The 24451-nt window shown below is 74.5% G+C and carries 21 protein-coding genes; 16 read left to right on the top strand and 5 right to left on the bottom strand.

Features of this window, described 5'->3' with window-relative positions; all coding sequences use genetic code 11:
* Position 1 precedes the first annotated feature (1 nt).
* From C8E97_RS11915 to C8E97_RS11880, 8 genes are read left to right on the top strand one after another with little or no spacing between them, the layout of a single operon-like run.
* Complete coding sequence (locus C8E97_RS11915; RefSeq protein WP_121004613.1) at positions 2-934, top strand: PfkB family carbohydrate kinase; 933 nt, start codon at positions 2-4, stop codon at positions 932-934.
* Positions 931-1668: a 7-carboxy-7-deazaguanine synthase QueE gene (locus C8E97_RS11910; protein ID WP_211346982.1), complete on the top strand. Its 738-nt coding sequence runs from the start codon at positions 931-933 to the stop codon at positions 1666-1668. The genes C8E97_RS11915 and C8E97_RS11910 overlap by 4 nt, the downstream gene beginning before the upstream one ends.
* Positions 1669-1696: 28 nt before the next feature.
* Positions 1697-2854: an IMP dehydrogenase gene (locus C8E97_RS11905; protein ID WP_121004610.1), complete on the top strand. Its 1158-nt coding sequence runs from the start codon at positions 1697-1699 to the stop codon at positions 2852-2854.
* Entirely contained in the window at positions 2851-3387 is a 537-nt protein-coding gene (locus C8E97_RS11900) for a phosphoribosyltransferase (RefSeq protein WP_121004607.1), read from the top strand. Before C8E97_RS11905 ends, C8E97_RS11900 begins: the two co-directional genes overlap by 4 nt.
* Positions 3384-4586 (top strand): UbiD family decarboxylase, encoded by a 1203-nt coding sequence (locus C8E97_RS35930; protein WP_246018823.1) that lies wholly within the window; start codon positions 3384-3386, stop codon positions 4584-4586. The genes C8E97_RS11900 and C8E97_RS35930 overlap by 4 nt, the downstream gene beginning before the upstream one ends.
* A gap of 40 nt (positions 4587-4626) precedes the next feature.
* Positions 4627-5178 (top strand): NUDIX hydrolase, encoded by a 552-nt coding sequence (locus C8E97_RS11890; RefSeq protein ID WP_121004601.1) that lies wholly within the window; start codon positions 4627-4629, stop codon positions 5176-5178.
* Positions 5159-5749 carry a GTP cyclohydrolase I gene (folE, locus tag C8E97_RS11885; RefSeq protein WP_121004598.1) on the top strand — a complete coding sequence of 197 codons (591 nt, stop codon included), beginning with the start codon at positions 5159-5161 and terminating at the stop codon, positions 5747-5749. The genes C8E97_RS11890 and folE overlap by 20 nt, the downstream gene beginning before the upstream one ends.
* Before the next feature lie 11 nt (positions 5750-5760).
* A complete protein-coding gene (locus C8E97_RS11880) occupies positions 5761-6510 on the top strand; it encodes an HAD family hydrolase (RefSeq protein ID WP_121004595.1) in 750 nt (249 codons plus the stop codon).
* Here the strand turns inward: C8E97_RS11880 and C8E97_RS11875 are convergent.
* The 4 genes from C8E97_RS11875 to C8E97_RS11860 all read right to left on the bottom strand — a co-directional run bounded on the left by C8E97_RS11875 (position 6473) and on the right by C8E97_RS11860 (position 11410).
* Positions 6473-7444 (bottom strand): dimethylarginine dimethylaminohydrolase family protein, encoded by a 972-nt coding sequence (locus C8E97_RS11875; protein ID WP_121011341.1) that lies wholly within the window; start codon positions 7442-7444, stop codon positions 6473-6475. The two genes, C8E97_RS11880 and C8E97_RS11875, sit on opposite strands and share 38 nt — an antisense overlap.
* 174 nt (positions 7445-7618) lie before the next feature.
* Positions 7619-8956: a sulfotransferase gene (locus C8E97_RS11870; protein ID WP_121004592.1), complete on the bottom strand. Its 1338-nt coding sequence runs from the start codon at positions 8954-8956 to the stop codon at positions 7619-7621.
* A 4-nt stretch (positions 8957-8960) separates the two neighbouring features.
* The gene (locus C8E97_RS11865) at positions 8961-10952 is read right to left on the bottom strand and encodes a methyltransferase domain-containing protein (RefSeq protein WP_211346980.1); all 1992 of its coding nucleotides are present in this window, start codon (positions 10950-10952) and stop codon (positions 8961-8963) included.
* A complete protein-coding gene (locus C8E97_RS11860) occupies positions 10949-11410 on the bottom strand; it encodes a rubrerythrin family protein (protein ID WP_211346979.1) in 462 nt (153 codons plus the stop codon). Before C8E97_RS11860 ends, C8E97_RS11865 begins: the two co-directional genes overlap by 4 nt.
* A gap of 345 nt (positions 11411-11755) precedes the next feature.
* On the opposite strand from C8E97_RS11860, the gene C8E97_RS11855 reads away from it, so the two are divergent.
* From C8E97_RS11855 to C8E97_RS11835, 5 genes are all read left to right on the top strand, one after another.
* Complete coding sequence (locus C8E97_RS11855) at positions 11756-12934, top strand: sulfatase (protein ID WP_211346978.1); 1179 nt, start codon at positions 11756-11758, stop codon at positions 12932-12934.
* Between the two features lie 20 nt (positions 12935-12954).
* A complete protein-coding gene (locus C8E97_RS11850) occupies positions 12955-13365 on the top strand; it encodes a DUF6027 family protein (protein WP_121004583.1) in 411 nt (136 codons plus the stop codon).
* Between the two features lie 81 nt (positions 13366-13446).
* Positions 13447-15072: a lysine--tRNA ligase gene (lysS, locus tag C8E97_RS11845; protein WP_121004580.1), complete on the top strand. Its 1626-nt coding sequence runs from the start codon at positions 13447-13449 to the stop codon at positions 15070-15072.
* Between the two features lie 182 nt (positions 15073-15254).
* Entirely contained in the window at positions 15255-16286 is a 1032-nt protein-coding gene (locus C8E97_RS11840; protein WP_121004577.1) for a LacI family DNA-binding transcriptional regulator, read from the top strand.
* Positions 16287-16355: 69 nt separating this feature from the next.
* Positions 16356-17675, top strand: a complete 1320-nt coding sequence (locus C8E97_RS11835; RefSeq protein WP_211346977.1) for an MFS transporter — start codon at positions 16356-16358, stop codon at positions 17673-17675.
* Between the two features lie 102 nt (positions 17676-17777).
* Here the strand turns inward: C8E97_RS11835 and C8E97_RS11830 are convergent, their stop codons facing one another.
* Positions 17778-18227: a hypothetical protein gene (locus C8E97_RS11830; protein ID WP_121004573.1), complete on the bottom strand. Its 450-nt coding sequence runs from the start codon at positions 18225-18227 to the stop codon at positions 17778-17780.
* 264 nt (positions 18228-18491) lie between these two features.
* On the opposite strand from C8E97_RS11830, the gene C8E97_RS11825 reads away from it, so the two are divergent.
* Genes C8E97_RS11825 through narJ form a run of 3 tightly spaced genes read left to right on the top strand, consistent with a single transcriptional unit; the run spans position 18492 to position 24444 of the window.
* On the top strand, positions 18492-22241 hold the full coding sequence (locus tag C8E97_RS11825) for a nitrate reductase subunit alpha (protein WP_121004569.1): 3750 nt from the start codon (positions 18492-18494) through the stop codon (positions 22239-22241).
* Complete coding sequence (narH, locus tag C8E97_RS11820) at positions 22241-23812, top strand: nitrate reductase subunit beta (protein WP_121004566.1); 1572 nt, start codon at positions 22241-22243, stop codon at positions 23810-23812. The genes C8E97_RS11825 and narH overlap by 1 nt, the downstream gene beginning before the upstream one ends.
* Positions 23809-24444, top strand: coding sequence for a nitrate reductase molybdenum cofactor assembly chaperone (gene narJ, locus C8E97_RS11815; RefSeq protein WP_121004563.1), 636 nt, complete (start codon positions 23809-23811; stop codon positions 24442-24444). Before narH ends, narJ begins: the two co-directional genes overlap by 4 nt.
* The last annotated feature ends 7 nt before the right edge of the window (positions 24445-24451 follow it).

Below are 24451 nucleotides of genomic sequence, written 5' to 3'. Positions count from 1 at the left end.
GGTGGTCGCGACCACGGCGGCACGCGCGCGGGTCGGTGTCGTCGGGAGCATGGTGCGGGACCGGAAGTGGCTGCGGGCCGACGACCTCGGCCCGCCCGGCGGCGCGCGGGTGTGGCACCTGGTCTCCGGGCACGGCGGCATCGGCCGCAACGTGTGCGAGAACCTGGGCCGCCTCGGCGCGGAACCGGCGTTCGTCGGGCTCACCGAACCGGGCGCGGCGGGCGAGGAGTTCGAGCGCAGGCTCGTCGACTGCGGCACCCGGCTGTTCGTCCGACCCGCCACCGGCGGCATCGGCCGGTTCGACTGCGAGATCGACCGCGCCGGCGAACTGGCCGGGTTCACCATCCGGCTGCCCGCGTCGGGCGAGCTGGGGTGGGACGTGGTGGCGACCGCGACCGACTGGCTGCGCACGGCGGGCATGGTGGTCGTCGAGACCGGCCTGCCCGAGCCGATGCTGCACCGGCTGCGGTCCTGGACCCGGTCGCACGGCGTACCGCTGTGCGGCCTGCCGACCAGGGTCCGCGACTTCGGTCCTCGGTGGACGGTGCTGACCGGCCTGGACCTGTTGGTGCTCAACCGGGACGAGGCCGCCGCGCTGCTCGACCGGCCCGGCGTCGACCCGGCCGAGGCGGCGGTGCGGCTGACCGCGAGGGGGATCGGCACGGTGGTGGTGACCAGTGGCGCGGCGGGCGCGGTGAGCGCCGAGCGGGGCGGGCCGCCGCGCGCCTACCCCGTCGAGACCGTCGAGTGCGCCGACACCACCGGCGCGGGTGACGCGTTCGTCGCGGGCCTGGCCGCCGGGCTCGGCGGCGGTCTGCCGCTGCCCGCGGCGATCCGGCTGGGGCTGCGCGCCTCGGAGGTGACGGTGCGGTGCCTGTGGTCGACGTGCTCGCTGGTGTCCGGGCTCGCGCCGGCGGGGGTGAGGTGCCCGTGACCGCCGCGCGGACCGCCGGCCCGGACGACGTCCTGGTGGTGAACGAGATCTTCGGGCCGACCGTGCAGGGCGAGGGGCCGTCGGCGGGCACGCGGTGCGCGTTCCTGCGGCTGGGCGGCTGCAACCTGACGTGCTCGTGGTGCGACACGCCCTACACGTGGGACTGGAAGGGCGTCAGCGAGCACGGCCGGCCGCACGACCCGCGCGCCGAGCTGCACCCCATGCGGGCGCACGAGGTGCTCGACCGGCTGCGCGCGTTCGGGGTCGGGCTGGTCGTCGTGTCCGGCGGCGAACCCCTGACCCAGCAGCACCGCCTGCGCCACGTGCTGGCCGGGTTGCGCCGCGCGGGCGTCGAGGTCGAGGTCGAGACCAACGGCACGATCCCGCCGAGCCCCGAGCTGGTGGAACTGGGCGTGTGGTTCAACGTCTCGCCGAAGCTGCGGCACTCCGGCGTCGACCCGGCGCGGGCGCTCGTGGGCGAGGCGCTCACCGAGTTCGCGGCGTGCGGGCGCGGTCGGTTCAAGTTCGTCTGCCGCGACCGCGCCGACCTCGTCGAGGTGGCCGAGGTCGTGGACGCGCACGGGCTGTCCCCGGTGTGGATCATGCCGCTCGGCCGGTCCGCCGACGCCGTGCTCGCGGGGCTGCGCGAGCTGGCCGACGCGACGGTGCGGCGCGGGTGGAACCTCACGCCGCGGCTGCACGTGCTGGCCTGGGAAGACCGCCGAGGGGTGTGAGGGCGTTGCCGACGAGGAGGAGAAACCCGTGACCCGAGCAGCCGACCGGCTCCGCACCGGCCTGTCGTTCGACGACGTCCTGCTGGTGCCGCAGCGGAGCCCGGTGCGCAGCCGCGCCGAGGTGGACACGGCGGTGGAGCTGCCGCGCGGTGTGCGCCTGGCGATCCCGGTGATCTCGGCGAACACGCAGTGGTGCACGGGCGGTGCGCTGGCCGCGGCGATGGCCCGGTGCGGCGGGCTCGGGTTCGTGCACCGGATGCAGACCGTGGCGCAGCAGACCGGGCACGTCGCGGCGGCCAAGCACGCGGTGGTCGGCCCGGACGCGGCGCGGGCCGCGCTGGACCGGGCGGGCCGCCCGCTGGTCGGCGCGGCCACCGGGGTCGCGGGCGACTTCGTCGAGCGGGCGGCGGCGCTGGTCGACAGCGGCGCCGACGCGCTGCTGGTGGACGTGGCGCACGGGCACTCCGACCACGCGATCGAGGCCGTGGCGAAGCTGCGGTCGGCGCACCCGGACGTGCTGCTGGTGGCGGGCAACGTCGCGACCGACGAAGGGGTGCGTGACCTGGCCGCCGCCGGCGCGGACGTGGTCAAGGTCGGCATCGGTCCCGGCGGCGTGTGCACCACCCGGCTCGTCGCGGGCAGCGGCGTACCGCAGCTCACGGCGGTGCTCGACTGCGCCGAGGCCGCCGAGGAGGCGGGCTGCGCGATCATCGCCGACGGCGGCGTGCGCACGGCGGGCGACATCGCCAAGGCGCTCGCGGCGGGCGCGAGCGCGGTCATGCTCGGCTCGCTGCTCGCCGGCTGCGACGAGAGCGAGGCGCTGCCGGTGGAGCGGGACGGCGTGCGGTCCAAGTCCAGCCGCGGGTTCGCGACCCTGGGCATGGCCAACACGCTGCGCACGGCCGCGGGCGAGCGGCTCACCGCGGCGGACGTCGCCGACTACGTGCCCGAGGGCGTCGAGGCGACCTTCCCGCGCACCGGCAGCGCCGCCGCGACCCTGCGCCAGCTGGTCGGCGGCCTCCAGTCCGCCATGAGCTACTCCGGGGCGCACGACGTCGCGCGGTTCCAGGAGCGGGCGCGCTTCATCCGGGTGACCCCGGCGGGCCGGGCCGAGAACCGGCCCCACGCGCTGGACCGGGCGCCGCTGCCGGCGCCCGACTACCGAGGCGAGGTGATGAACCGGTGACCCGGACCGACCCGCCCACCGCGATGTGGGCCCGCGCCGGCGCGTACGTCTTCGAGTGGGCCGACGTCGGCCGCGCGCTGACCCGGATCGAGGACGGCGTCCGCGCGTCGGGGTTCCGGCCGACCGTCGTGCACGCCGTCGCGCGCGGCGGGCTCGTCGCCGGCGCGCACCTGGCGAACGTGCTCGACGTGCCGCGGCTGAGCCTGACCCGCGTGCGCCGCACGACCAGCGACGAGCGCTACGCGGCGAAGCGCGAGCCGACCTGCGAGCCGTTCGGCGCGCTCGACCTGGTCGAGGGCGACCGGGTGCTCGTCGTCGACGACATCGTGGGCACCGGCGCGACGGCGGAGGTGGTGCGCGACCAGGTGCTCGCGGCGGGCGTGGCGGAGCTGCGGTTCGCCGTGCTGGTGCGCAACCACCTGGCGGAGTTCGCCGTGGACGACTGCGGGTTCGTCGCCGACGACTGGGTGGTGTTCCCGTGGGAGGACGGCTTCCGCGACCGGCCCGCCGGGTGGCGGGCGGTGCCGTGGTGAGCACCGGCCTCGGCGCCTGGTACGCCGGTACGCCGGTGGACGTCGACCGGGAGCCGGTGAGCACCAGGGTCGAGCTGGCGCGGCGGCTCGCCGAGCGCGAGCGCGCCGCGGGCCGACGGCCGACCGTGCTGTTCACCGACCTGGTCGAGCACCCCGGCCGGTGCGTGCTCGGCAACCCCTACCCGCGCGGCGCGGTGCTGACCGCGCTCGGGGTGGACCACGACACGTGGCTGCCCGACCTGGCGGCCCGCCTGTCCGGCGCGTCGCCGGGCTGGGCCGCGGTGCCGTGCCCGCCGGGTTTCGACCGGCTCTCCGGGCTGGCCGACCTGCCGGTGGTGCAGCACCGGCCCGGTGACGCGGGCCCGTACGTGACGGCAGGCGTGGGCGTGACGACCCGGCCCGACGGCACCGGCGTCAACCTGGGCGTCTACCGCATCCAGGTGGTGTCCGGCGACGAGGGGCGCATCTTCCTCGACCCGCGCACCGACGGGCACCGGAACCTGACCGCGTGGCTGGCCGCGGGCCGGCCGATGCCGATCTCGGTGTTCCTCGGCGCGAACCCGGCGCACCTGCTGGTCGCCGCCTCGCGCCTGCCCGCGGAGGGCGACGACTACGACGTGGTCGGCCGGCTGCTCGGGCGGCGCGTGGAGGTCACCGGGTCGCCGCCGGTCCCGGTGGAGGCGACGCACGTCATCGGCGGGCACGTGCTCGGGCGCACGGCGGAGGAGGGCCCGTTCGGCGAGTTCAAGGGCTACTACGTGGACGCGCGGCGGAGCAACGTCCTCCGGGTCGACCACGTCCGCGCCCGGCCGGGCGCGGCGTGGCCCACGATCGTCGCGGGCGCCGAGAGCGGGCTGACCATGATGAGCCTCCAGAACGAGTACCTGATGTACGCGCACCTCACCGGGCTGGGGTTCCCGGTGCGCTCGGTCCGGTACCCGCTGTCGGCGCGCGGCGAGTTCCTGGCGCTGGTCACGACGGACGAGCCGACCCACGACGTGCTGGAGGCGGCCATGCGGTTCGATGTGCGGACCAAGGTGGTGCTGTGCGGACCGGACCTCACGTCGGTCTGGCAGTCCGTCGCGACCTTCGGCTTCGGCACCCGCGTCGAGCCCTACCGGCGCAAGGGCGTGGTCGAGGGCGAGCGGATCGGCCTCGTGCTGGACATCCCGCCCGCGGGACGCCCGGTCGAGTACTGACGCCACGACAGCCGCGACCACGACAGGACGTGACCGCCCAGTGAGCCGATTCGCCCGAGTCCTCCCCGCCGCGCTCGCCGTCGTGCCCGGCCCCGACGGCGCGGTGACGTTCGTGCACCAGCGCAAGGGTCCGTACGCCGGCCACTGGCTGCTCCCCGGCGGCGGCGTCGAGGTCGGCGAGACCGCCGAGGAGACCGCGCGCCGCGAGGTGCTGGAGGAGACCGGGTGCCGGGTCGGGCGGCTGGACCTGTTCGCGGTCTACGAGTTCCTCGGCGAGTGGGCGCAGGGCCCGTACCACCTGGTGATGTTCGCCTTCCGCGCCGACGAGCCGAGCACCGTGCCGCCCGGCTTCACCGGCCACAACGTCGGCGGGGTGCGCCAGGTCGCGCCGAGCGCGGTCGACCTGCACTCCACCGACCTCCAGATCCTGAACGACGCCGGACTCACGGCGTTCGACCACGACCGCGTCCAGGGAGCGCTGCGGGCCGACGGGATCACGATGGCGGCGCACACCGTCGTCGGATCGCTCGCCGTGCGCAGCACCGCCGCGAACGGAGAGGAGCCGACCAGCCATGTCCTTCACGATTCCTGAGGTAGTCGACGGCGTCGAACTCGTCGGGGGCGCCGCGCCCGCGCGCACCCCGGACCCGCTGGAGGGGCTGGCGAGGCAACTGCTGGTCGAGATCGGCGAGGACCCCGACCGGGACGGGTTGCGCGGCACGCCCGCCCGCTACGCCCGGTGGTGGCGGGAGTTCACCGACTACGACCCCGGCCGCATCGAGACGGTGTTCCAGTCGGTCGGCTCCGACCAGCTCGTGGAGGTCAACGACATCAAGGTGTGGTCGCTGTGCGAGCACCACCTGCTGCCGTTCTGGTGCGAGGTGTCGATCGCGTACGTGGCGCGCGGCCGGTTGCTGGGCCTGTCGAAGTTCGCCCGGATCGCCCACGACCACGCGCACCGCCTCCAGATCCAGGAGCGCCTGACGCAGGGCATCGCCGACGCGGTCGTGGAGGCGTCGGGCTCGCCGGACGTCGCCGTCCGGGCGACCGGCGAGCACCTGTGCATGACCATGCGCGGCATCCGCACCGGCGCGCGGATGAACACCTCGGTGCTGCGCGGCGTGTTCCAGAGCGACCCGCAGATGCGGGCCCGGCTGAGCTGAGGGGAGCGCGGGTGGCTGCGGTCGAAGCGGTGGTGTTCGACTGGGCGGGCACGTTGACGCCGTGGGCGGACGCCGACGTGGCCGGGTACTGGGACGCCGCCGCCAGGGCGGTCGACGCCGGGCTGGCCGAGCGGCACGGCGCGGCGCTGCTCGCGGCCGAGCGCGAACTGGCCGGGCGGTGCCGCACCGAGCTGTGCTCGGCGACCCTGGAGCAGGTGTTCGAGCTGGCCGGGGTGGCGTGCACGGCGGCGGCCAAGGCGGCGTACTTCCGGGCGTGGGAGCGGCACACCCTGCTCGACCCGGCCGGTCCGGGCGTGCTGCGCGGCCTGCGCGAGCGCGGCATCCGGGTCGGCGTGCTGTCCAACACCATGTGGCCGCGCGAGCGGCACGAGGAGATCTTCCGTCGGGACGGCGTGCTGCCGCTGCTCGACGCGGCCGTCTACAGCAGCGAGATCCCGTGGAGCAAGCCGCACCCCGAGGCGTTCCGGGCGGCGCTGCGCGCGCTGGGCGACGTGCCCGCGGCACGCGCGGTCTACGTCGGCGACCGGCTGTTCGAGGACATCCACGGCGCGCACGCGGCCGGGATGCGCGCGGTGCACGTGCCGCACAGCAACATCCCGGAGCACGAGCTGGGCTCGGCGGAGGGCAGGCCCGACGCGACGGTGCGCTCGCTCGCCGAGCTGCTGCCGCTGGTGGACCGCTGGAACGCGGAGGGCCGCGCGGTCAGCCGCCCGGCGCCGCGCGGTGCAGCACGCCGGTGACGCAGCCGAGACCGCCGGCGGCGCGCACGTGCTGCGTGGTGGGCACCTCCCGGACGTCCACACCGGACCGCTCCAGGGCGCGGCGGACGGACGGCGCGCCCGCGGGCACGAGCACCCTCCTCGGCCCGAGCGCCACCAGGTTCATGCCGCGGCGGCGCACCACGTCCTCGTCGTCGGGGAACTCGACCAGGTCGTAGTCGCGTTCCGCGAGCAGCCGCCGCAGGGGCGGGGTGACGGTGTCCCGGCGGACCGCCGCGAAGCGCTCGGCGAGCGGGACGACGGTGCCCAGCAGGTGCTGCACCCCGCGCGCCAACGGCACCTCGACGACCTCCGCGCCCTGGTCGCGCAGGGCTTCCCGCACCGCGCGCGCGCCGGCGGCGTTCGTGCGGAACCCGACGCCGACCGCGACGGTCCGCTCGTCCAGCCACAGCGCGTCCGCGCCCTCGAACGTGGCCGCGCCGCCGACCGTGCGCAGGATCGGGTACCCGGCGGCGCTCAGGGCGTGCGCGGTGTGCCGCTCCTCCCCCGCGCGCTGCGCCGACGCCGCGCGGGCCAGCACCGCGCCCTCCGGCGTCATGAAGAACAGGTCGCGCTGGAACACGACGTTCGGCGGGCACGTCGCGGGCGGGTGGACGAAGCGCACCCGCACGCCCTCGTCCCGGAACGCCTCGGCGATGCCCTCGGTCTCGGCGCGCAGCGCGCCGAGGTCCACCGGCGCCTCCATCAGGTGGTCCCGCACGTCGGTCACGGCGGCGAAGGAGGCGGGCGGGCGGGCGAGCTGCACCGCGCGCAGCGGCGTCCACTCGTGGCGGTAGCCGCAGGCCGTCCACAGCTCGCCGCGCTCGACGTCGTCGGCGTGGGTGCCCGCGCGGGGCACCCAGCCCGCGCCGCCGAGCGTGCCCGGCAGCTCGGGTCCGGTCGTCCCCCGCGTCACAGCCCGGCCCTCCCGCCAGGCCGCGCACCGGGTCCCGGACGGCGCGCCGGACCGGTGCGGCACGGGCGGGCGCGGCGGTCACGACCACCCGGCCCGCGCCGGCGGGCGAGCGCGGGCGGCGCGAGCACCGGGCCGACGCCCTCCCGCCCACCACGCCGCAGCGCGCCCGGCAGCTCAGATCCAGCCGTCCTCCGCGTCATAGCCCAGCCTTTCCGCCAGGTCGCGCACCGGTCCGCGAACGGCACGCAGGATCAGTCCGGCGCGGGCGCGCCAGCGGGCGGGCGCGGGCGCGGCGGTCGCGACCACCGGGCCGATGCCCTCCTGCGCGGCGCGGCGCAGCGCGCCGTCGAACGGCACGCCCAGCCACTCCGCGAGGTGCCGCGCGCAGTCGACCCGGCTGCGCCGCGACCGGATCAGGTCCTCGAACCGGATGCGCACGGTGTCCGCCGCGACCGGCGCCACCTCGTCCAGCACCGCCTGGTGGCAGCGGTGCCACTGGAAGCCGCACACCCTGGTCAGCGGCGCGTCGGTGTACTCGCGCCAGCCCGGCGGCAGGTCGAACTTCCACCACAGGCGGTCCTGCGGCCGGTGGTCGGCGTACCCGCTGATGCGCAGCGGCTCGGCGACGCGGTGCGCGTGGAAGCCGTCGTGCCGCCAGCCGTCGTAGAGGCCGTTGATCGCCGCCGCCGGGTTGCGGGTCAGGTGCACGACCCGCAGCCGCGCGTGCGGGAACAGGGCGCGCAGGAACCCGATCCGGTACGCGTTGCTCGGCGTCTTGACCACCAGCGACTTGTGCGCGACGTCGTGCTCGTCGGCCCGCCGCCACGGCTGCGTCAGCACGAACGGCGGCTCCTCGACCAGGGTGTCGCCCGGCGCGCCCAGCGGTTCGCCCGAGCCGCGCCGGGCGGCGGGCAGGTCGTAGTACCGTGCGTCGACCGGCAGGCCGCCCGCGCGCAGCGCCTCCAGCAGCGCCAGGTGGAACGCGACCACGTCGCGCACCTCGCCCGCGCGCCAGCCGCGCGCCGCGCGCACCTCGCCCAGCACGCGCAGGGCCAGGCGGGTCAGCAGCCGCGGGTCGAGGTCGAAGTCCGGCCACTGCACCGTGATCCGCCACGCCACGTCCAGCGCGTACTGCTCGTCGTCCACCGCGTCGCACGGCGTGCCCGCGTCGAGCGCCAGCTCCCGGTCCAGCTCCTGCCGGACGTGCGGCGCCAGGGCGTGCAGGTGCTCCGCGCCCAGGCGGTCCGACCCGGTCGCGCTGTCCGGGTGGCCGAGCCCGGCCAGCCGCAGGAACGGGTTGATCTCCGCCCGCAGGTGCAGCACCCGCGGCGAGTGGCGGAGCAGCTCGGTCACCATGCTCGACCCGCCGCGCGAGCTGGACGCGATCACGACGAGGTCGCGCACCCGCCCGGTGAAGCCGTCGACCGCCGGGCCCCGCAGCGCGCGCAGCTCGGCGAGCCGCCCGGCCAGGTCGCCCGCGAAACCGCGGCGCACCACCGCACCGACCGCCATCGGCTCAGCCGAGCGGCTTGCGAACGGAGTAGACGCACCAGCGCCACCGGTCGCGCACCGAGCCGTCCGCGTCGACCTCGAACGGGTGCACCGCGCGGACCTCCTTCGGCGCCTCGTAGTAGAGCCGGTAGATCTCCTGCCGGTGCGCGGGGGTCGTCTCGTGCGTGTCGATCCACAGGTCGATCGACTCCCACAGGAAGTACTCCGACATCCGCAGGTCGGTGAACCCGGCGTCGAACAGCAGCGCGCGGAACTCCGGCTCCCGGAACATCTGGAACAGCAGCGGCTGCTTCTTCTTGAAGATCCGGAACATCCAGAACGCGTCCTCGTCGGCGTAGGGCACGATCTGGCCGACGATGAACTGCCCGCCGGGCCGCAGCACCCGGAAGATCTCCGACACCGGCCGCTCCGGCTGCGGCAGCAGGTGCAGCACCTCGCGGTTGACCACCAGGTCGAAGCTCGCGTCGGGGTAGGGCAGGTCGTAGACGGTGCCCTGGTCGACGCGGTCGAGCCGCTCGGAGGCGAGCCGGACCATCTCCGGGGTCAGGTCGAGGCCGACCATCTCGCCGACCCTGCCCCGGAAGGCGTTGCCGACGACGCCGCTGCCGCAGCACACGTCGAGCATCCTCGCGTCGGGCGGCACGTCGCACAGCTCCGCGTGCGCGGACAGCAGGCCGTCGTCGGCGAGCCACGAGCACGACTCGTGCCAGTTGCGCGACCGGATGCCGAACTGCCGCTGGTAGACCTCGTAGTCGAGCTGGAGCTCGCGCTGGCGGTAGCGGGCGGTGCGGCCGGCCAGCCGCGCGGCCAAGCGGGCGCGGGCCGCGTCCAGCGCGCGGGCCACGACGCGCTGCCCGAGGTCGGCGTCCCGGTCGAGCGCGCTCCACAGGGCCTGCTCCGCGGTGGCCTGGACGACCTGGCCGATCTCGGGGCTCTGCAACCGCTTCTTGGTCTGGCCGTCGAACCGCGGGTTGTCCATCCGCACGGCCACCACGGCGGTCAGCCCCTCCAGCACGTCGACCGTGGTGATCCGCTCGCCCACGAAGGAGTCGAGCATCCCGTTGGCCGAGGCGTAGCGGTTGATCGCGGCGGCGAGGCCGATGCGCAGGCCGTCGACGTGCGCGCCGCCCTGCTCGGTGCGGACGCTGTTGACGAAGCTCCAGACCTCCTCGGCGTAGCCCTCGGTCCAGTGCAGCGCGACGTCGAGGGCCAGGGCGTCACGGCGCTCGCCGAACACGATCGGGCGGGGGTGCGCGGTGACCGCGTCGCGGTTGCGGTGCGCCAGGAACCCCTCGACACCGCTGGTGTGGTGGAAGGTCCGCCGCTCGCCGGTGCGCTCGTCGGTCAGCTCGACGCGCAGTCGCGGGTGCAGGAACGCGACCTCCTCCAGGCGGTCGGTGATCGCGCGGGCGGAGAACCGGCAGCCCTCGAAGACCTCGTCGTCGGGCAGGAACCGGATGCCGGTGCCGCGCTCGGTCGTCGCGCCCACCCGCTCCAGCGGCCCGTCCGGCTCGCCGCGGGTGTAGCGCTGGGTGAAGTGCCCGCCGTCGCGCCACACCTCCAGCCGCAGCCGGCGCGACAGCGCGTTGACGCACGACAGGCCGACGCCGTGCAGCCCGGCCGAGGTGCCGTACGAGCCGCCCTGGAACTTGCCGCCCGAGTGCAGCGTGGTCAGCACGACCTCGCAGGCGGGCCGGCCCAGGTCCGGGTGCGGGTCGACGGGGATGCCGCGGCCGTCGTCGCGGACCGTGCACGAGCCGTCCTCGTGCAGCACCACGGAGATCGCCCGGCAGTGGCCCGCCTCGGACTCGTCCACCGCGTTGTCGACCAGCTCGAAGACGAGGTGGTGCAAGCCTTCCGCGCCCGTCGACCCCACGTACATCGACGGGTTGCGGCGCACCGCCTGCAACCCGGAGAAGACCACGATCGAGCGGGCGTCGTACTCGTCGGCGCGCGGTGCGGACACCGCCACCGCGGAACCCCGGTCGGCCGTCACGGGCGCTCCCCACCTTCCGTGCCGTTCGCGGAGGTCGCCGCGAGAGGCGGTTCGGACAGCCCGGCGAGGGCCTGCTCCAGCTTCGCCACGTGCGCCTTCTTCAACGCGCACAAGGTCGTCAGCCAACTGGCCAGGTCCGCCATGCCCTCCGCGTGCGCGGCGGCGACCAGCTTCGGGTAGCGCTCGGTGGCCTCGTGCAGCTCGCCCGACACGGCGGCGGCGACGTTCAGCGGCGTCTCCCCGAGCGGTCTGCCGGTCGTCGGGTCGGCGGAGTGCAGGAGGAAGTCGACGTGCCCGTGCGCCGCGCACGCGACGCTCTCCGCCAACTCGGTGAACAACCGGGAGACCTCGACGTGCCCCTCGATCTCGGCGACCTGCGCGAAATAGGTGTAGCGCTGCACCGTCATCGCCTCGCCGGCGAACGCGGAGCGCAGGTCCGACAACAGGGACTTGGTCAAGTCTGTCATGTTTTCTCGCGATCCCGGCCGCACCCGGCCGTTCGAAGCGATCGAATGCGACAGCGTCAAACCACGGAATACCCCGAAAGGGTCCTGTCGGATGCCAACGCCGTTTTACGCGCAACAGGCCCGAACGCATCCGGTCGCCCGAGTGTAGCGCAGCGCCGGAACCTCCACCAGAGCCGCGCGAATTGCGCCGGCCGGGGCGGCGCGCGCGGCGGGGATTGCGCTCCCGGTCCACCACGGGCACTATGACCCCACTGGGGTTGTCCGCGCTCACTCGATCGGAGTATTGCCCACGATCGGGTTCGGAAGCGAATCCCGCGGTGCATACAGGGAGGAACCGTGGCACCAAAGGACCTCGTCCTGATATCGCTCGACACACTTCGCGCGGATGTCGCATACGCGGGGATCTTTCCCGCCATTGAAAGGCTCCGGCGGAGCGGCACGACGTTCACCCAGGCGATATCGCCGGCGCCGCTGACCCCGGTCAGCCACGCGACGGTGCTGACCGGTCGGCAGCCCGCCGGGCACGGGGTGCGCCACCTGTTCCGGGAACGCGTCGACGAGGCGGTGCCGACGCTGGCCGAGGTGCTGCGCGGGCACGGCTACTCGACCGGCGCGGTCGTCGCCTCGCCGGGCATGAACGCCTGGTACGGGTTCAGCCGCGGGTTCGACGAGTACGACGACTGGATCCCGCCGCTGGCCGACGGCCGCGACGCGCTGCACGTGGTCGACGTCGAGCTGCGCGGCACGGCGATGAAGCGCGCGCCGCTGGTCACCGAACGCGCGCTGCGCTGGTACGAGAGCGCGCCCGGCCCCCGGTTCCTGTTCGCCCACTACTTCGACTCGCACTGGCCGTACGAGCCGCCCGAGGACGTGTCGTCCGAGGTCAACAACCCGTACGAGGGCGAGGTCGCCTACATGGACCGCAGCCTGGGCCACCTGCTGGACGGCCTGGTCGACCGCGGGCTCGACCTCGACCACGCGGTCGTGGCGCTGTTCTCCGACCACGGCGAGGACCTGGGCGGCTGGTACCCGGACGACCACGCGGGCGACTGCGGCCACCCCGAGGAGCGCGGCCACGGCGCGCTGCTGTTCGACGTGACCCAGCGGGTGCCCCTGGTGGTCAGCGCGCCCGGCGCGGCCGCGGCGGGCGCGGAGGTCGGCACGCAGGTCCGGCTGGTCGACGTGATGAGCACCGTCCTGGAATTGCTGGGCGTGCCGCCCGTGCCGTCCGACGGCCGGTCGCTCGTGCCCCACCTGACCGGTGCGCCGCAACCCGACCTGCCCGCGCACTGCGAGACCTTCTACCGCGAGGAGTTGGCCGATTCCGATTCGAGGTGGAATCACCTCCGGCCGTTGGCCGCGGTGCGCCGACCGGACCACAAGGTGGTCTGGGAGCACGGCACGGACAACGTCGAACTCTACGATTTGCGGGCCGATCCCGGCGAAAAGGAGCCATACCGGTTCCACACCCCGGCCGAACCGGTTGCGCCACCCGTTCCCGAAGCGATCGATTAGGCCCGCACGCGGGGGATGAGATGAGCACCGACCGTTCCGTGCACTACGACGGGGAGATCCCGGTCGTCCGACTCGAACGCTGGCGGGGCACCTGGCCCGCGGACGACCCGGACGCCAACTTCCGCGCGGAGGTGGCCGACTACACGCTGCTCGAACCGCTCACCACGTTGACCGCGCTCGCCAATCGCCTCGGGATACCGGTGGGCGCGCTGGTGCGCTATGTGCTGGCCCGCTGGGCGACCGCGGGCAGCGGCGGATTGATCGAACTCGGGCCCGACATGGTGCACCGGCTGTGGGCGCCGATCGAGGCCGCCGAACTCGCCGATTCCGACGAACAGCGGCTGGCCGCGTACCGCAAGTTGCGCCAAATGCTGTCCTGGCTGAAGGTGCCCCTGGACAATCCGTCAGTCTACCCGGTGGCCGACGAGTGAGCCGCGCGACCGCCGCGGGTGGTGCGCCCGGTGTGCCGATACCCTGGCCGCTCGCGGAACGCGGGAGCAGCGGAGGGCGCGGTGTCCACGAAGGACGGCCAGGACTGGGTGGCGCGGAAGACCGACGAGGTGGTCGCCGAGGCCGACCGCCGCGCCCCGGACAAACCCGTCGTGTGCGCGTCGGGCATCAGCCCGTCCGGCCCGATCCACCTCGGCAACCTGCGCGAGATCATGGTGCCGCACCTGGTGGCCGACGAGCTGCACCGCCGGGGCCGCGACCGGGTGCACATCCTGTCCTGGGACGATTACGACCGCCTGCGGAAGGTGCCCGCCGGCGTCCCGCCGGAGTTCGCCGAGCACATCGGGCGGCCGCTGTCGGCGGTGCCGGACCCGTGGGGCGAGTACGAGAGCTGGGCCGAGCGGTTCAAGGCGCCGTTCCGCGCGGCGCTCGCCCGGCTCGGCGTGGAGCTGCGCGAGATCAGCCAGACGGAGATGTACCGCTCGGGCGCGTACGCCGACCAGGTGCTGCGCGCGATGGACGCGCGCGAGCGGATCGACGCGCTGCTGTCCCGCTACCGCACCAAGGGCGCCGAGGGCGGACCGTCCGAAGAGGACTACTACCCCTACCGGCCCTACTGCCACGACTGCGGCCGGGACGAGACGGTCGTCACCGGTTACGACTCCGCCGCGGCGACGGTCGACTACCGGTGCCGCGCGTGCGGGCACACCGGCACGGTCCGGCTGCGCGAGGCGAACAGCGGCAAGCTGGTGTGGAAGGTCGACTGGCCGATGCGCTGGGCCTACGAGGGCGTGGTCTTCGAGGGCGCGGGCGCGGACCACTCGTCGCCGGGCTCGTCGTTCACCGTCGGCTCCGCGGTCGTCCGCGAGGTCTTCGGCGCGGAACCGCCCGTGTACCAGGCTTATTCGTTCGTCGGCATCAAGGGCGCGACCAAGATGTCCGGTTCCAAGGGCGCGGTGCCCACCGCCACCGACGGGCTGCGCGTGCTGGAGGCGCCCACCCTGCGGTGGCTGTACTCGCGGCGCAAGCCCGAGCAGGCGTTCTCCGTCGACTTCGGCGCGGAGGTGGTCCGCCTGTACGACGAGTGGGACCGGCTCAACGCCAACGTCGCGGCGGGCAAGGCCGACGCGTGGGAGGTCTCCGTCCTCGACCGGGCGACGGTGACCAGCCTGGGCCCGCTGCCCCGGCCCGCGCGCACGGTGTCGTTCCGGCTGCTCGCCGCCGCGCAGGACATCACCGCGGGCGACCCGGTCCAGCTGGCCCGCATCCTGCGCGACGTCGACCCGGAGCTGACCCCCTCGGCGGTGGAGCCCCGGCTCTCGCTCGCGGCGAACTGGCTCGCCGAGCACGTCGCGCCCGAGGAGCGGACGCGGGTGCGCGCCGAGCCGGCGACGGCGGACCTCGCGGCGCTCACCGGGGAGCAGCGGGAGTCGTTGCGGCTGCTGCACGAGCACATGGACGACGACTGGAGCCTGGACGGCCTGACCCGGCTCGTCTACGGCATCCCGAAGCTGCGCGCGGGGCTCGCCCTGGAGGACAAGCCGACGCCGGAGGTCGCGCAGGCGCAGAAGGACTTCTTCCGCCTGATGTACCACCTCCTGGTCGACGCGGAGCGCGGGCCGCGGCTGCCGACGCTGCTGCTGTCGATCGGCGCGGACCGCATCCGGCAGTTGCTGCCGCTGGACTGAGCCCGTCCACATCGGACGGTCCGCGCGCCTTGATGGGGCGCGGTGGCGTGGTCGACCGCGCCGGCGTCCGACCGGGATCATCCGGGCGTCGGCCGGCTGGTCGACGCGCGGGACCGCGCGTCTGGTCGCCCGGCGACGGTTCCGCGCGCGGCCCGGCGCGGGCCGGCCGAGCGGGTTGAGGCGTGGGCTCCGGGTGGCCGCGCGGCGGTCGGGTGACGCGGGACGACGTGGCCCGGCTGGCGGGGACGTCGACGGCGGTCGTCAGCTACGTGGTCAACGGCGGCCCGCGCCCGGTCGCGACCGCCACCAGGGCGCGCGTGCTCCAGGCGATCCGCGAGCTGGGGTACCGGCCCAACGCGGTGGCGCGGGCGTTGAGCACCCGGCGGACCGACCTGCTCGGCCTGGTGGTGCCCGACGCGACCAACCCGTTCTTCGCCCGCCTCGCGCACGCCGTCGAGCAGGTCGCCGCCGCCGCCGGGCACCTGGTGCTGGTCGGCAACTCCTCGTTCGACCCGGCCACCGAGGAGCGCTACCTGCTGGCGTTCGCCCAGCTGTCGCCCGCGGCGCTGATCCTGGTCGACTCGCCGGGGTCGCCGCGGCTGCGCGACCTGGTCGCCGACCTGGGCTGCCGGGTCGTGCTGCTGCACCGGCAACTGCCCCGGCTCGGCCTGCCGTCGGTGATCGCGGACGACTACCGGGGCGGCTGGCTCGCGGCCGAACACCTGATGGCGCACCGGGCGGGGACGATCCGCTGCCTGAGCGGGTCCGACCGCCAGTCGCCGGTGCTCGACCGGGAACGGGGCTTCGCGGCGGCGCTGCGCGCGGCCGGCCGTCCGGTGGCCGCGCCGATCCGGTGCGGTTACCCGCGCGGCGAGGCGATGGCCGCGGCGCGGCGGCTGCTCGGCGGTCCCGACCGGCCGGAGGCGCTGTTCGTCACCACGGAGGAGCAGGCGTTCGGCGTGCTGGCCGCCGCGCCGCTGGCCGGGGTGCGGGTGCCCGAGGACCTGGCGGTGATCGCGATGGACGGCCTGCCCGACGGCGAGTTCACGTCGCCGCCCCTGTCGACCGTCGCGCTGGACATCGGCCAGTTGGCCCGGCACGCCGTCACGACCGCGTTGCGCCCGGACGACGCCCGGTCCGGCGTGACCGTCGTGCGGGCCCGGACGGTGCCGCGCGCGAGCTGCGGGTGCGTGGCGGCGGACGAGCGGGGCTGACGACGGGTCCGCGGTCCGGGTCGGCGGCGGCGCACGAGGTGGTGGCGGCGAGCGAGCGAGGGGGAACACGTGTCCGACAAGTCGGTCGACCCGCGGTACGTGCGCCGGGTCCTGTTCACGAGCATGGTCGGCAGCGCGGTCGAGTGGTACGACTTCTACCTGTACTCGACGGCGTCGGCACTGGTGCTCGGCCCGCTGTTCTTCCCGGCGGACTCGGCGTCGGCGCAGGCGCTCGCGGTGTTCGCGACCTACGCGGCGGGGTTCGCCGCCCGCCCGCTCGGCGGCCTGCTCGCCGGTCACTTCGGCGACCGGGTCGGCCGGAAGTCCATGCTGGTGCTGACGTTGTCGGTGATGGGCGTGGCCACGTTCCTGGTCGGGTTGCTGCCCACCTACCGGGACATCGGCGTGCTGGCACCCGTCCTGCTCGTGGTGCTGCGGGTGCTCCAGGGCATCGGGATCGGCGGCGAGTGGGGTGGCGCGATGCTGCTCGCGATCGAGAACGCGCCGGGGCACAAGCGCGGCTGGTACAGCAGTTGGCCGCTGGTCGGCTTCCCGCTGGGGCTCATGGCGAGCACGCTCACGTTCTTCCTGCTGTCCGGTCTGCCGCGCGACCAGTTCCTGGCGTGGGGCTGGCGGTTGCCGTTCCTGGGTTCGGCGGTGCTCGTCGGCATCGCCATCTACGTCCGGCTGGGCATCCTCGAAACGCGTGACTTCCGCGCGGTGCAGGAGAACCGGGGCGTGGCGCGGGTGCCGGTGCTGGACGCGGTGCGCACCCGGCCGGTGCACGTGCTCACGGGCGCGCTCGCCGCGCTCGGCGTCGGGTCGGTGGTGTCGCTGTACACGGTGTACCTGCTGTCGACCTCCCGAGCCCACTACGGGACGGCGTTGGTGGGGCTGGTCCTGGGCGCGGCGGCGGAGTGCGTGTCGGTCCCGCTGTACGCGAAGCTGGCGGACCGCGTCGGCCGCAAGCGCGTCATGGTGTTCGGCTACGCGGTCACGGCGGCCACCGCGGTGCCGGCGGTGCTGTGGCTGGGCAGCGGCGACCTGCTCGTGGTGGGCACGATCCTGGTCGTGGCGATGGGCGTCGGGCACGGTGCGGCGTACGGCAACCTCGGCGCGTTCCTGGCGGAGCAGTTCCCGGCGCGGGTGCGGTTCTCGGCGCTCGCGGTGACCTACCAGCTCGGGGCGACGATCTCCAGCTTCCTGCCGCTGGCCGCGAGCGCGCTGGCCGGTGGCGTGCACGCGACCCGTGAGGTGGTGGTGCTGTTCGTGGTCATCGAGGTGGTCGCGGTGGCGGCGGTCCTGGTGACACCGCGCCGGCCGTGGACGACCGGGGAACCGGCCCCGCCGGGCAGCCTGACGACGACCAACCACGCCCGCCCGTCCTGACGCGGCGACGAGCGAGCACTGCGGTCGCCTCGCCGAGGTCCCGTCGCCCGGCGCCCGCCCCGTCGCCGCCCGGTGGGACGCGAGCGTTGTCCCGCAACGCCTTCAGCGCGTTTCGCGGAACGGGACCGCCCCGCCGGCCAACGCGCCCGTCGTCGCCATGCGGGTCAGGGCGGCGGTGGGGTGCGCGGTCCGCTCGCCCCGGTCGCACACGCCCGGACCGCCGCCCGCGAGCAGCACGACGACCCCGGTGCGCCGGGCCGCCCACCGCCACACGCCCGGCAGGTCGAGCGCCGCGCCGGACACCAGCGGGGTCGGGTGCGGCCACCGGACGGTGACGCCGCCGGCCGGCCCCAGGTCGACGTGCCACCCCGGTGGCCGCGGCAGGGCGATCCGCGCCAGGTCCGTGACGAGCCCGAGCCCCTTGGCCACCAGCGCGGACGTCGGGTCGGCGGCCGACCGGACCGGTTCGGTCTCCGCCAGGAGGACCGCGATCCGGTTGTCGTCGCGGCCCCACACGGCGGCCTGGAGGTGCAGTCGCGCGTCGAGGTCCATCCCGAATCCCCTTTCCGCCCGCGCGCCGCGTTTCCGACCGTACCGGTCGCCCCGCGCGCCGGGTGCACCGGAACGGGTGAAAGAACACCGGCAATCCGGACGAACCGGCCGGAATTCATTTAAACCGCCATCAATGCACGGGTAAAGAATGGCATTAATGTTGTGACCTACATCACATATGCCTGTAGTGGGGCGGACACGAAGAGTTGCATGGAACTCGTCTCGCGCAATGATCAATGCGCGCCGCCAGGGAGGACCACGCCTATGTGCGCGGCACGAGAACGCGCCGGAAAACCGTTCACGACCGACGGGCCCGCCACCGACCTGCTGTTGTCCGCGAGCCGCTTCCTGACCGGGGCGAACGTGTCGGACGACCTGCGGGCCACCTTCCGGGAAGGCGGCCGGGACGGCGACGCCTTCTACCGCGACCGGTGGAGCCACGACCGCGTCGTGCCCTCCACGCACGGCGTGAACTGCACGGGTTCCTGCCGGTGGAACGTCTTCGTCAAGGACGGGATCATCACCTGGGAGGCGCAGGACGTCGACTACCCGTCGACCGGACCCGACCGCCCGGAGTACGAGCCGCGCGGGTGCCCGCGCGGCGCTTCGTTCTCGTGGTATTCCTATTCCCCGCTGCGCGTGCGTTATCCGTACGCACGGGGCGTGCTGGTCGAGATGTACCGGGAGGCGCGCCGGGCACTGGATGATCCGGTCGCGGCCTGGGCGTCAATTGTGGACGACCCCCTGAAACGCCGGGTATACCACTCCGCGCGGGGTCGCGGTGGACTGGTGCGGGTGTCCTGGGACGAGGCGGTGGAAATGGTCGCCGCGGCCCACGTGCACACCCTCGCGCGGCACGGTCCGGATCGGATCGCGGGTTTTTCCCCGATCCCGGCGATGTCGATGGTGTCGCACGCGGTGGGCTCGCGGTTCATGGCGTTGATCGGCGCGCCGATGCTGTCGTTCTACGACTGGTACGCCGATCTCCCGCCCGCCTCGCCGCAGGTGTTCGGCGACCAGACCGACGTGCCGGAGTCGGCGGACTGGTGGGACGCGGCCTACCTGGTGCTGTGGGGCTCGAACGTCCCGGTGACCCGCACGCCCGACGCGCACTTCATGACCGAGGCCCGCTACCGGGGCCAGAAGGTGGTGGTGTGCTCACCCGACTACTCCGACGCGACGAAGTTCGCCGACGAGTGGCTCGCGCCGCACCCCGGCACCGACGCGGCGCTGGCGATGGCGATGGGCCACGTGGTGCTGCGGGAGTTCTTCGTGGACCGTCCGGAGCCGTTCTTCACCGACTACGCCCGGCGGTTCACCGACCTGCCCTTCCTGGTGACCCTGGACCGGCGGGACGGCCGGTTCGTGCCGGGCAAGTTCCTCACCGCCGCCGACCTCGCCGCCGCCGACCCCACCGGCCCCGCCACCACCGACGGCACCGCCGCCGACGGCTCCGGCGCGCCCGGCGCGGAGTGGAAGACCGTCCTGCTCGACGAGGGCACCGGCGAACCCGTGGTGCCCAACGGCTCGCTGGGGTTCCGCTGGGCCGACGAGCCCGGCCGCTGGAACCTGGACCTCGGTGGCGTCGTGCCCGCGCTGACCGTCCACGGCGCGCCCGACGGGCAGGCCGTCGAGGTGCTGCTGCCCCGGTTCGACCGGCCCGACGGGAGCGCGGACGCCGTCGTGCGCGGCGTGCCGGCGCGCACGGTGGCGGGTCGCACCGTCACCACGGTGTACGACCTGCTGCTGGCGCAGTACGGCGTGGGCCGCGAGGGGCTGCCCGGCCGGTGGCCGACCGGCTACGACGACCCGGACGGCCCGGCCACCCCGGCGTGGGCCGAGACCGTCACGGGCGTGCCCGCGGCCCGGACCGCGCGCATCGCCCGCGAGTTCGCCGACACCGCCGTGCGCTCGCGCGGCCGGTGCATGATCGTCATGGGCGCGGGCACGAACCACTGGTTCCACTCCGACCTGGTCTACCGGTCGTTCCTGACGCTGCTGCTGCTCACCGGCTGCCAGGGCCGCAACGGCGGCGGGTGGGCGCACTACGTCGGGCAGGAGAAGGTCCGGCCGCTGACCGGCTGGGCCACCCTCGCCGGCGCGCTGGACTGGCACCGCCCGCCGCGCCAGATGATCGGCACGGCCTACTGGTACACCCACACCGACCAGTGGCGCTACGACCGGCTCACCACCGACGCGCTGACCTGGCCCGGCTCGGCGGGCGCGCTGGCCGGGCGGACGGTGGCCGACTGCCTCGCGCTGTCGGCCCGGCTGGGCTGGATGCCGTCCTACCCGACCTTCGACCGCAACCCGCTCGACCTGGTGGACGAGGCCGAGGCGGCCGGGGTGGCGCCCGCCGAGCACGTGCTGGACCAGCTGCGCTCCGGCGCGCTCGGCTTCGCCTGCGACGACCCCGACGCGCCCGCCAACTGGCCGCGCGTGCTGACCGTGTGGCGGGCCAACCTGCTGGGCTCCTCCGCCAAGGGCAACGAGTACTTCCTGCGGCACCTGCTGGGCGCGGACCACGCGCCGCGCGCCGAGGAGGCGCCCGCCCACCAGCGCCCGCGCTCGGTGCGGTGGCGGGAGGAGGCCCCGCGCGGCAAGCTGGACCTGTTGCTGGCACTGGACTTCCGGATGACCAGCACGACGCTGTTCGCGGACGTCACGCTGCCCGCCGCCACCTGGTACGAGAAGCACGACCTGTCCAGCACCGACATGCACCCCTTCGTGCACTCGTTCAACGCCGCGATCGACCCGCCGTGGCAGGCGCGCACCGACTTCGACGCCTTCCACGCCATCGCCGCCAAGCTCAGCGAGCTGGCCGCCACCCACCTCGGCACCCGGCGGGACCTGGTGGTGACCGCGTTGCAGCACGACACGCCGGGCGAGACCGCCCAGCCCGGCGGCGTGGTGCGGGACTGGCGGGACGGGGGGTGCGAACCCGTGCCCGGCCGGACGTTCCCCGCGCTCACGGTCGTGGAGCGGGACTACACCGCGATCGCCGCGAAGCTCGCCGCGCTGGGCCCGTTGCCGGACAAGCTGGGCGTGACCACCAAGGGGTGGACGGTGGAGGTCGCGCCCGAGCTGGCCTGGCTCGCCGAGGCCAACGGCGTCGCCGCGGCGGGCCCGGCGGCCGGGCGGCCGTTGCTGGACACCGACCGCAAGGCCGCCGACGCCGTGCTCGCGCTGTCCGGCACGACCAACGGCCGCGTCGCGCACGAGGGCTTCCGGGCGCTGGAGGAGCGGGTCGGCCGACCGCTGCGGCACCTCGCGGAGCACCACCGGGTCCACCGGGTCACGTTCGAGGACACCCGGTCCCGACCCGCCCCCGTGGTCACCAGCCCGGAGTGGTCGGGCGACGAGTCCGGCGGACGCCGGTACGCGCCGTTCACCATCAACGTCGAGCAGCTCAAGCCGTGGCACACCCTCACCGGGCGGCAGCACTTCTTCCTCGACCACGACTGGGTGGCCGAGATCGGCGAGCAGCTGCCGGTCTACCGGCCGCCGCTGGACCTGCACCGGTTGTTCGGCGAGCCCCGGATCGGCCCCAACGGGCCCGAGGTGACCGTCCGCTACCTCACCCCGCACTCCAAGTGGTCCATCCACTCCGAGTACCAGGACAACCCGCTGATGCTGACGCTGTCGAGGGGCGGTCCGACGTTCTGGATCAGCCCGGCCGACGCGGAGGCCATCGGCGTCGCCGACAACGACTGGGTGGAGGCGGTCAACCGCAACGGCGTCGTGGTGGCGCGGGCGATCGTGTCGCACCGGATGCCCACCGGCACGGTGTTCATGTACCACGCTCAGGAGCGCACGGTGAACGTGCCCAAGAGCGAGACGACCGGCAAGCGCGGCGGCATCCACAACTCGCTGACCCGGTTGCAGGTCAAGCCGACCCACCTGATCGGCGGCTACGGCCAGCTCTCCTTCGCCCTGAACTACTACGGCCCCACCGGCAACCAGCGCGACGAGGTCACCGTCCTGCGCCGCCGCGGCCAGGAGGTGACCTACTGATGCGGGTCATGGCGCAGCTCGGCATGGTGATGAACCTCGACAAGTGCATCGGGTGCCACACCTGCTCGGTCACCTGCAAGCAGACCTGGACCAACCGCGAGGGCGTCGAGTACGCCTGGTTCAACAACGTCGAGACCAAGCCGGGCCAGGGCTACCCGCGCCGCTACGAGGACCAGGGGCAGTGGCGCGGCGGCTGGGCGCTGGGCCGCAACGGGCGGCTGCGGCTCGCCTCCGGCGGTCGGCTGCGCCGGCTGCTCTCGCTGTTCGCCAACCCGGACCTGCCCGCCCTGGCGGACTACTACGAGCCCTGGACCTACGACTACCGCACCCTGACCGACGCGCCGCTGGGCGACGACACCCCGGTGGCGCGCCCGATCTCGGCCGTCACCGGCGCGCCGACCGACGTCCGCTGGGGACCGAACTGGGAGGACAGCCTCGCCGGCGCGCCCGAGCACGCCGTCGACGACCCGGTCGCGCGGAAGCTGGGTCAGCGCATCAGGCTGGAGTACGAGCAGGCGTTCATGTTCTACCTGCCCCGCATCTGCGAGCACTGCCTGAACCCGTCCTGCGTGGCGTCCTGCCCGTCCGGCGCGATGTACAAGCGGTCCGAGGACGGGATCGTGCTGGTCGACCAGGACCGCTGCCGCGGCTGGCGGATGTGCGTCACCGGCTGCCCGTACAAGAAGGTCTACTTCAACCACAAGACCGGCAAGGCCGAGAAGTGCACCTTCTGCTACCCCCGGCTGGAGGTCGGCCAGCCGACGGTCTGCGCGGATACCTGCGTCGGCCGGCTGCGCTACATCGGGGTGCTGCTCTACGACGCCGACCGGGTCGGCGAGGCCGCGCGCACCCCGGACGAGCGGGCGCTGTACGAGGCGCAGCTGGGGGTGTTCCTCGACCCGCACGACCCGCGGGTGGCGTCGGCGGCGCACGAGGCGGGGATACCGCACGACTGGATCACCGCCGCGCGGCGGTCGCCGGTGTACTCGCTGATCGTCGAGCACCGCGTCGCCCTGCCGCTGCACCCGGAGTACCGGACCATGCCGATGGTCTGGTACGTCCCGCCGCTGTCGCCGGTGGTCGACGCCCTGGCCGGCACCGGGTTCGACGGCGAGGACGGCGACAACCTGTTCGCCGCCATCGACGCGCTGCGCATCCCGGTGGACTACCTGGCCGAGCTGTTCACCGCGGGCGACCCGGAACCGGTCCGGGCGGCGCTGCGGACGCTGGCCGCCATGCGGTCCCACATGCGCGCGGTGAACCTGGGCGAGCCTCCCGACGACCGCGGGCGGGCGGTCGACGCCGACCGGCTGCGGTCCCTGTACCGGCTGCTGGCCATCGCGAAGTACGCCGACCGGTACGTGATACCCACGGCGGGCGTCGGGCGGGCGCACGAGCTGGAGGGCATCGCCACCACGTGCAGCCTGGACACCGACGGCGGGCCCGGCATGGGCGGCGGCGGTCCGGGCGGCGCGGGCGGTCCGGGCGGCGGGCGCACGGACCTGTTCGTGTGGCGCGACGGGGAGCGCCCGGCGGGGCTGTTCCCCGGCCGGCGCGGGAGCACGCCGTGACGACGCGCCGGTCCCGCGCGGTCGGCGTGCTCCAGCACGTGGCCGCCCACTGCCTGCACTACCCCGACGACGGGCTGCTCGCGCGCCTGCCGCTGCTGCGGCGCTGCCTGGCCGAGGTGCCGCGCCGGCAGGCGCCCGGTGTCGCGGCCCTGCTCGACCACCTGGGTTCGACGTCGCCGGTGGCCGCCGGCCGCCACTACGTCGAGGTGTTCGACACCGAGGCCGACCGCTGCCTGCACCTGACCTGGTTCACCGACGGCGAGACCCGCCGCCGGGGCGGCTCGCTGGCCACCCTCCAGGGCGTCTACCGGCGGCACGGCTTCCGGCCCGCCGGCGGCGAGCTGCCCGACTACCTGCCCGTGCTGCTGGAGTTCGCCGCCGTCGCGGGCGCGCCGGGGCAGGCGCTGCTGGCGGAGTTCCAGCCGGCGCTGGACCTGTTGCACCGCAACCTCGCGGCGATCGGCACCCCGTACGCGCCGGTGGTCGCCGCGGTGGTCGCCACCCTGCCGCAGCGGTCCGACCACCGCCGCCCCGACCACCGCCGCCCCGTCGCCGTCGGCGGCCGGCCGCCCACCGAGCGGGTCGGCGTCGAACCCGTCCTGCTCGGCTACCCGACACCGCGCCCCACCTGACCCCGGA

This window comes from Saccharothrix australiensis, from assembly GCF_003634935.1.
Taxonomy (GTDB): domain Bacteria; phylum Actinomycetota; class Actinomycetes; order Mycobacteriales; family Pseudonocardiaceae; genus Actinosynnema; species Actinosynnema australiense.
Note: the sequence above shows the minus strand (reverse complement) of the source record. Positions and strands in the feature narration are given on the sequence as shown.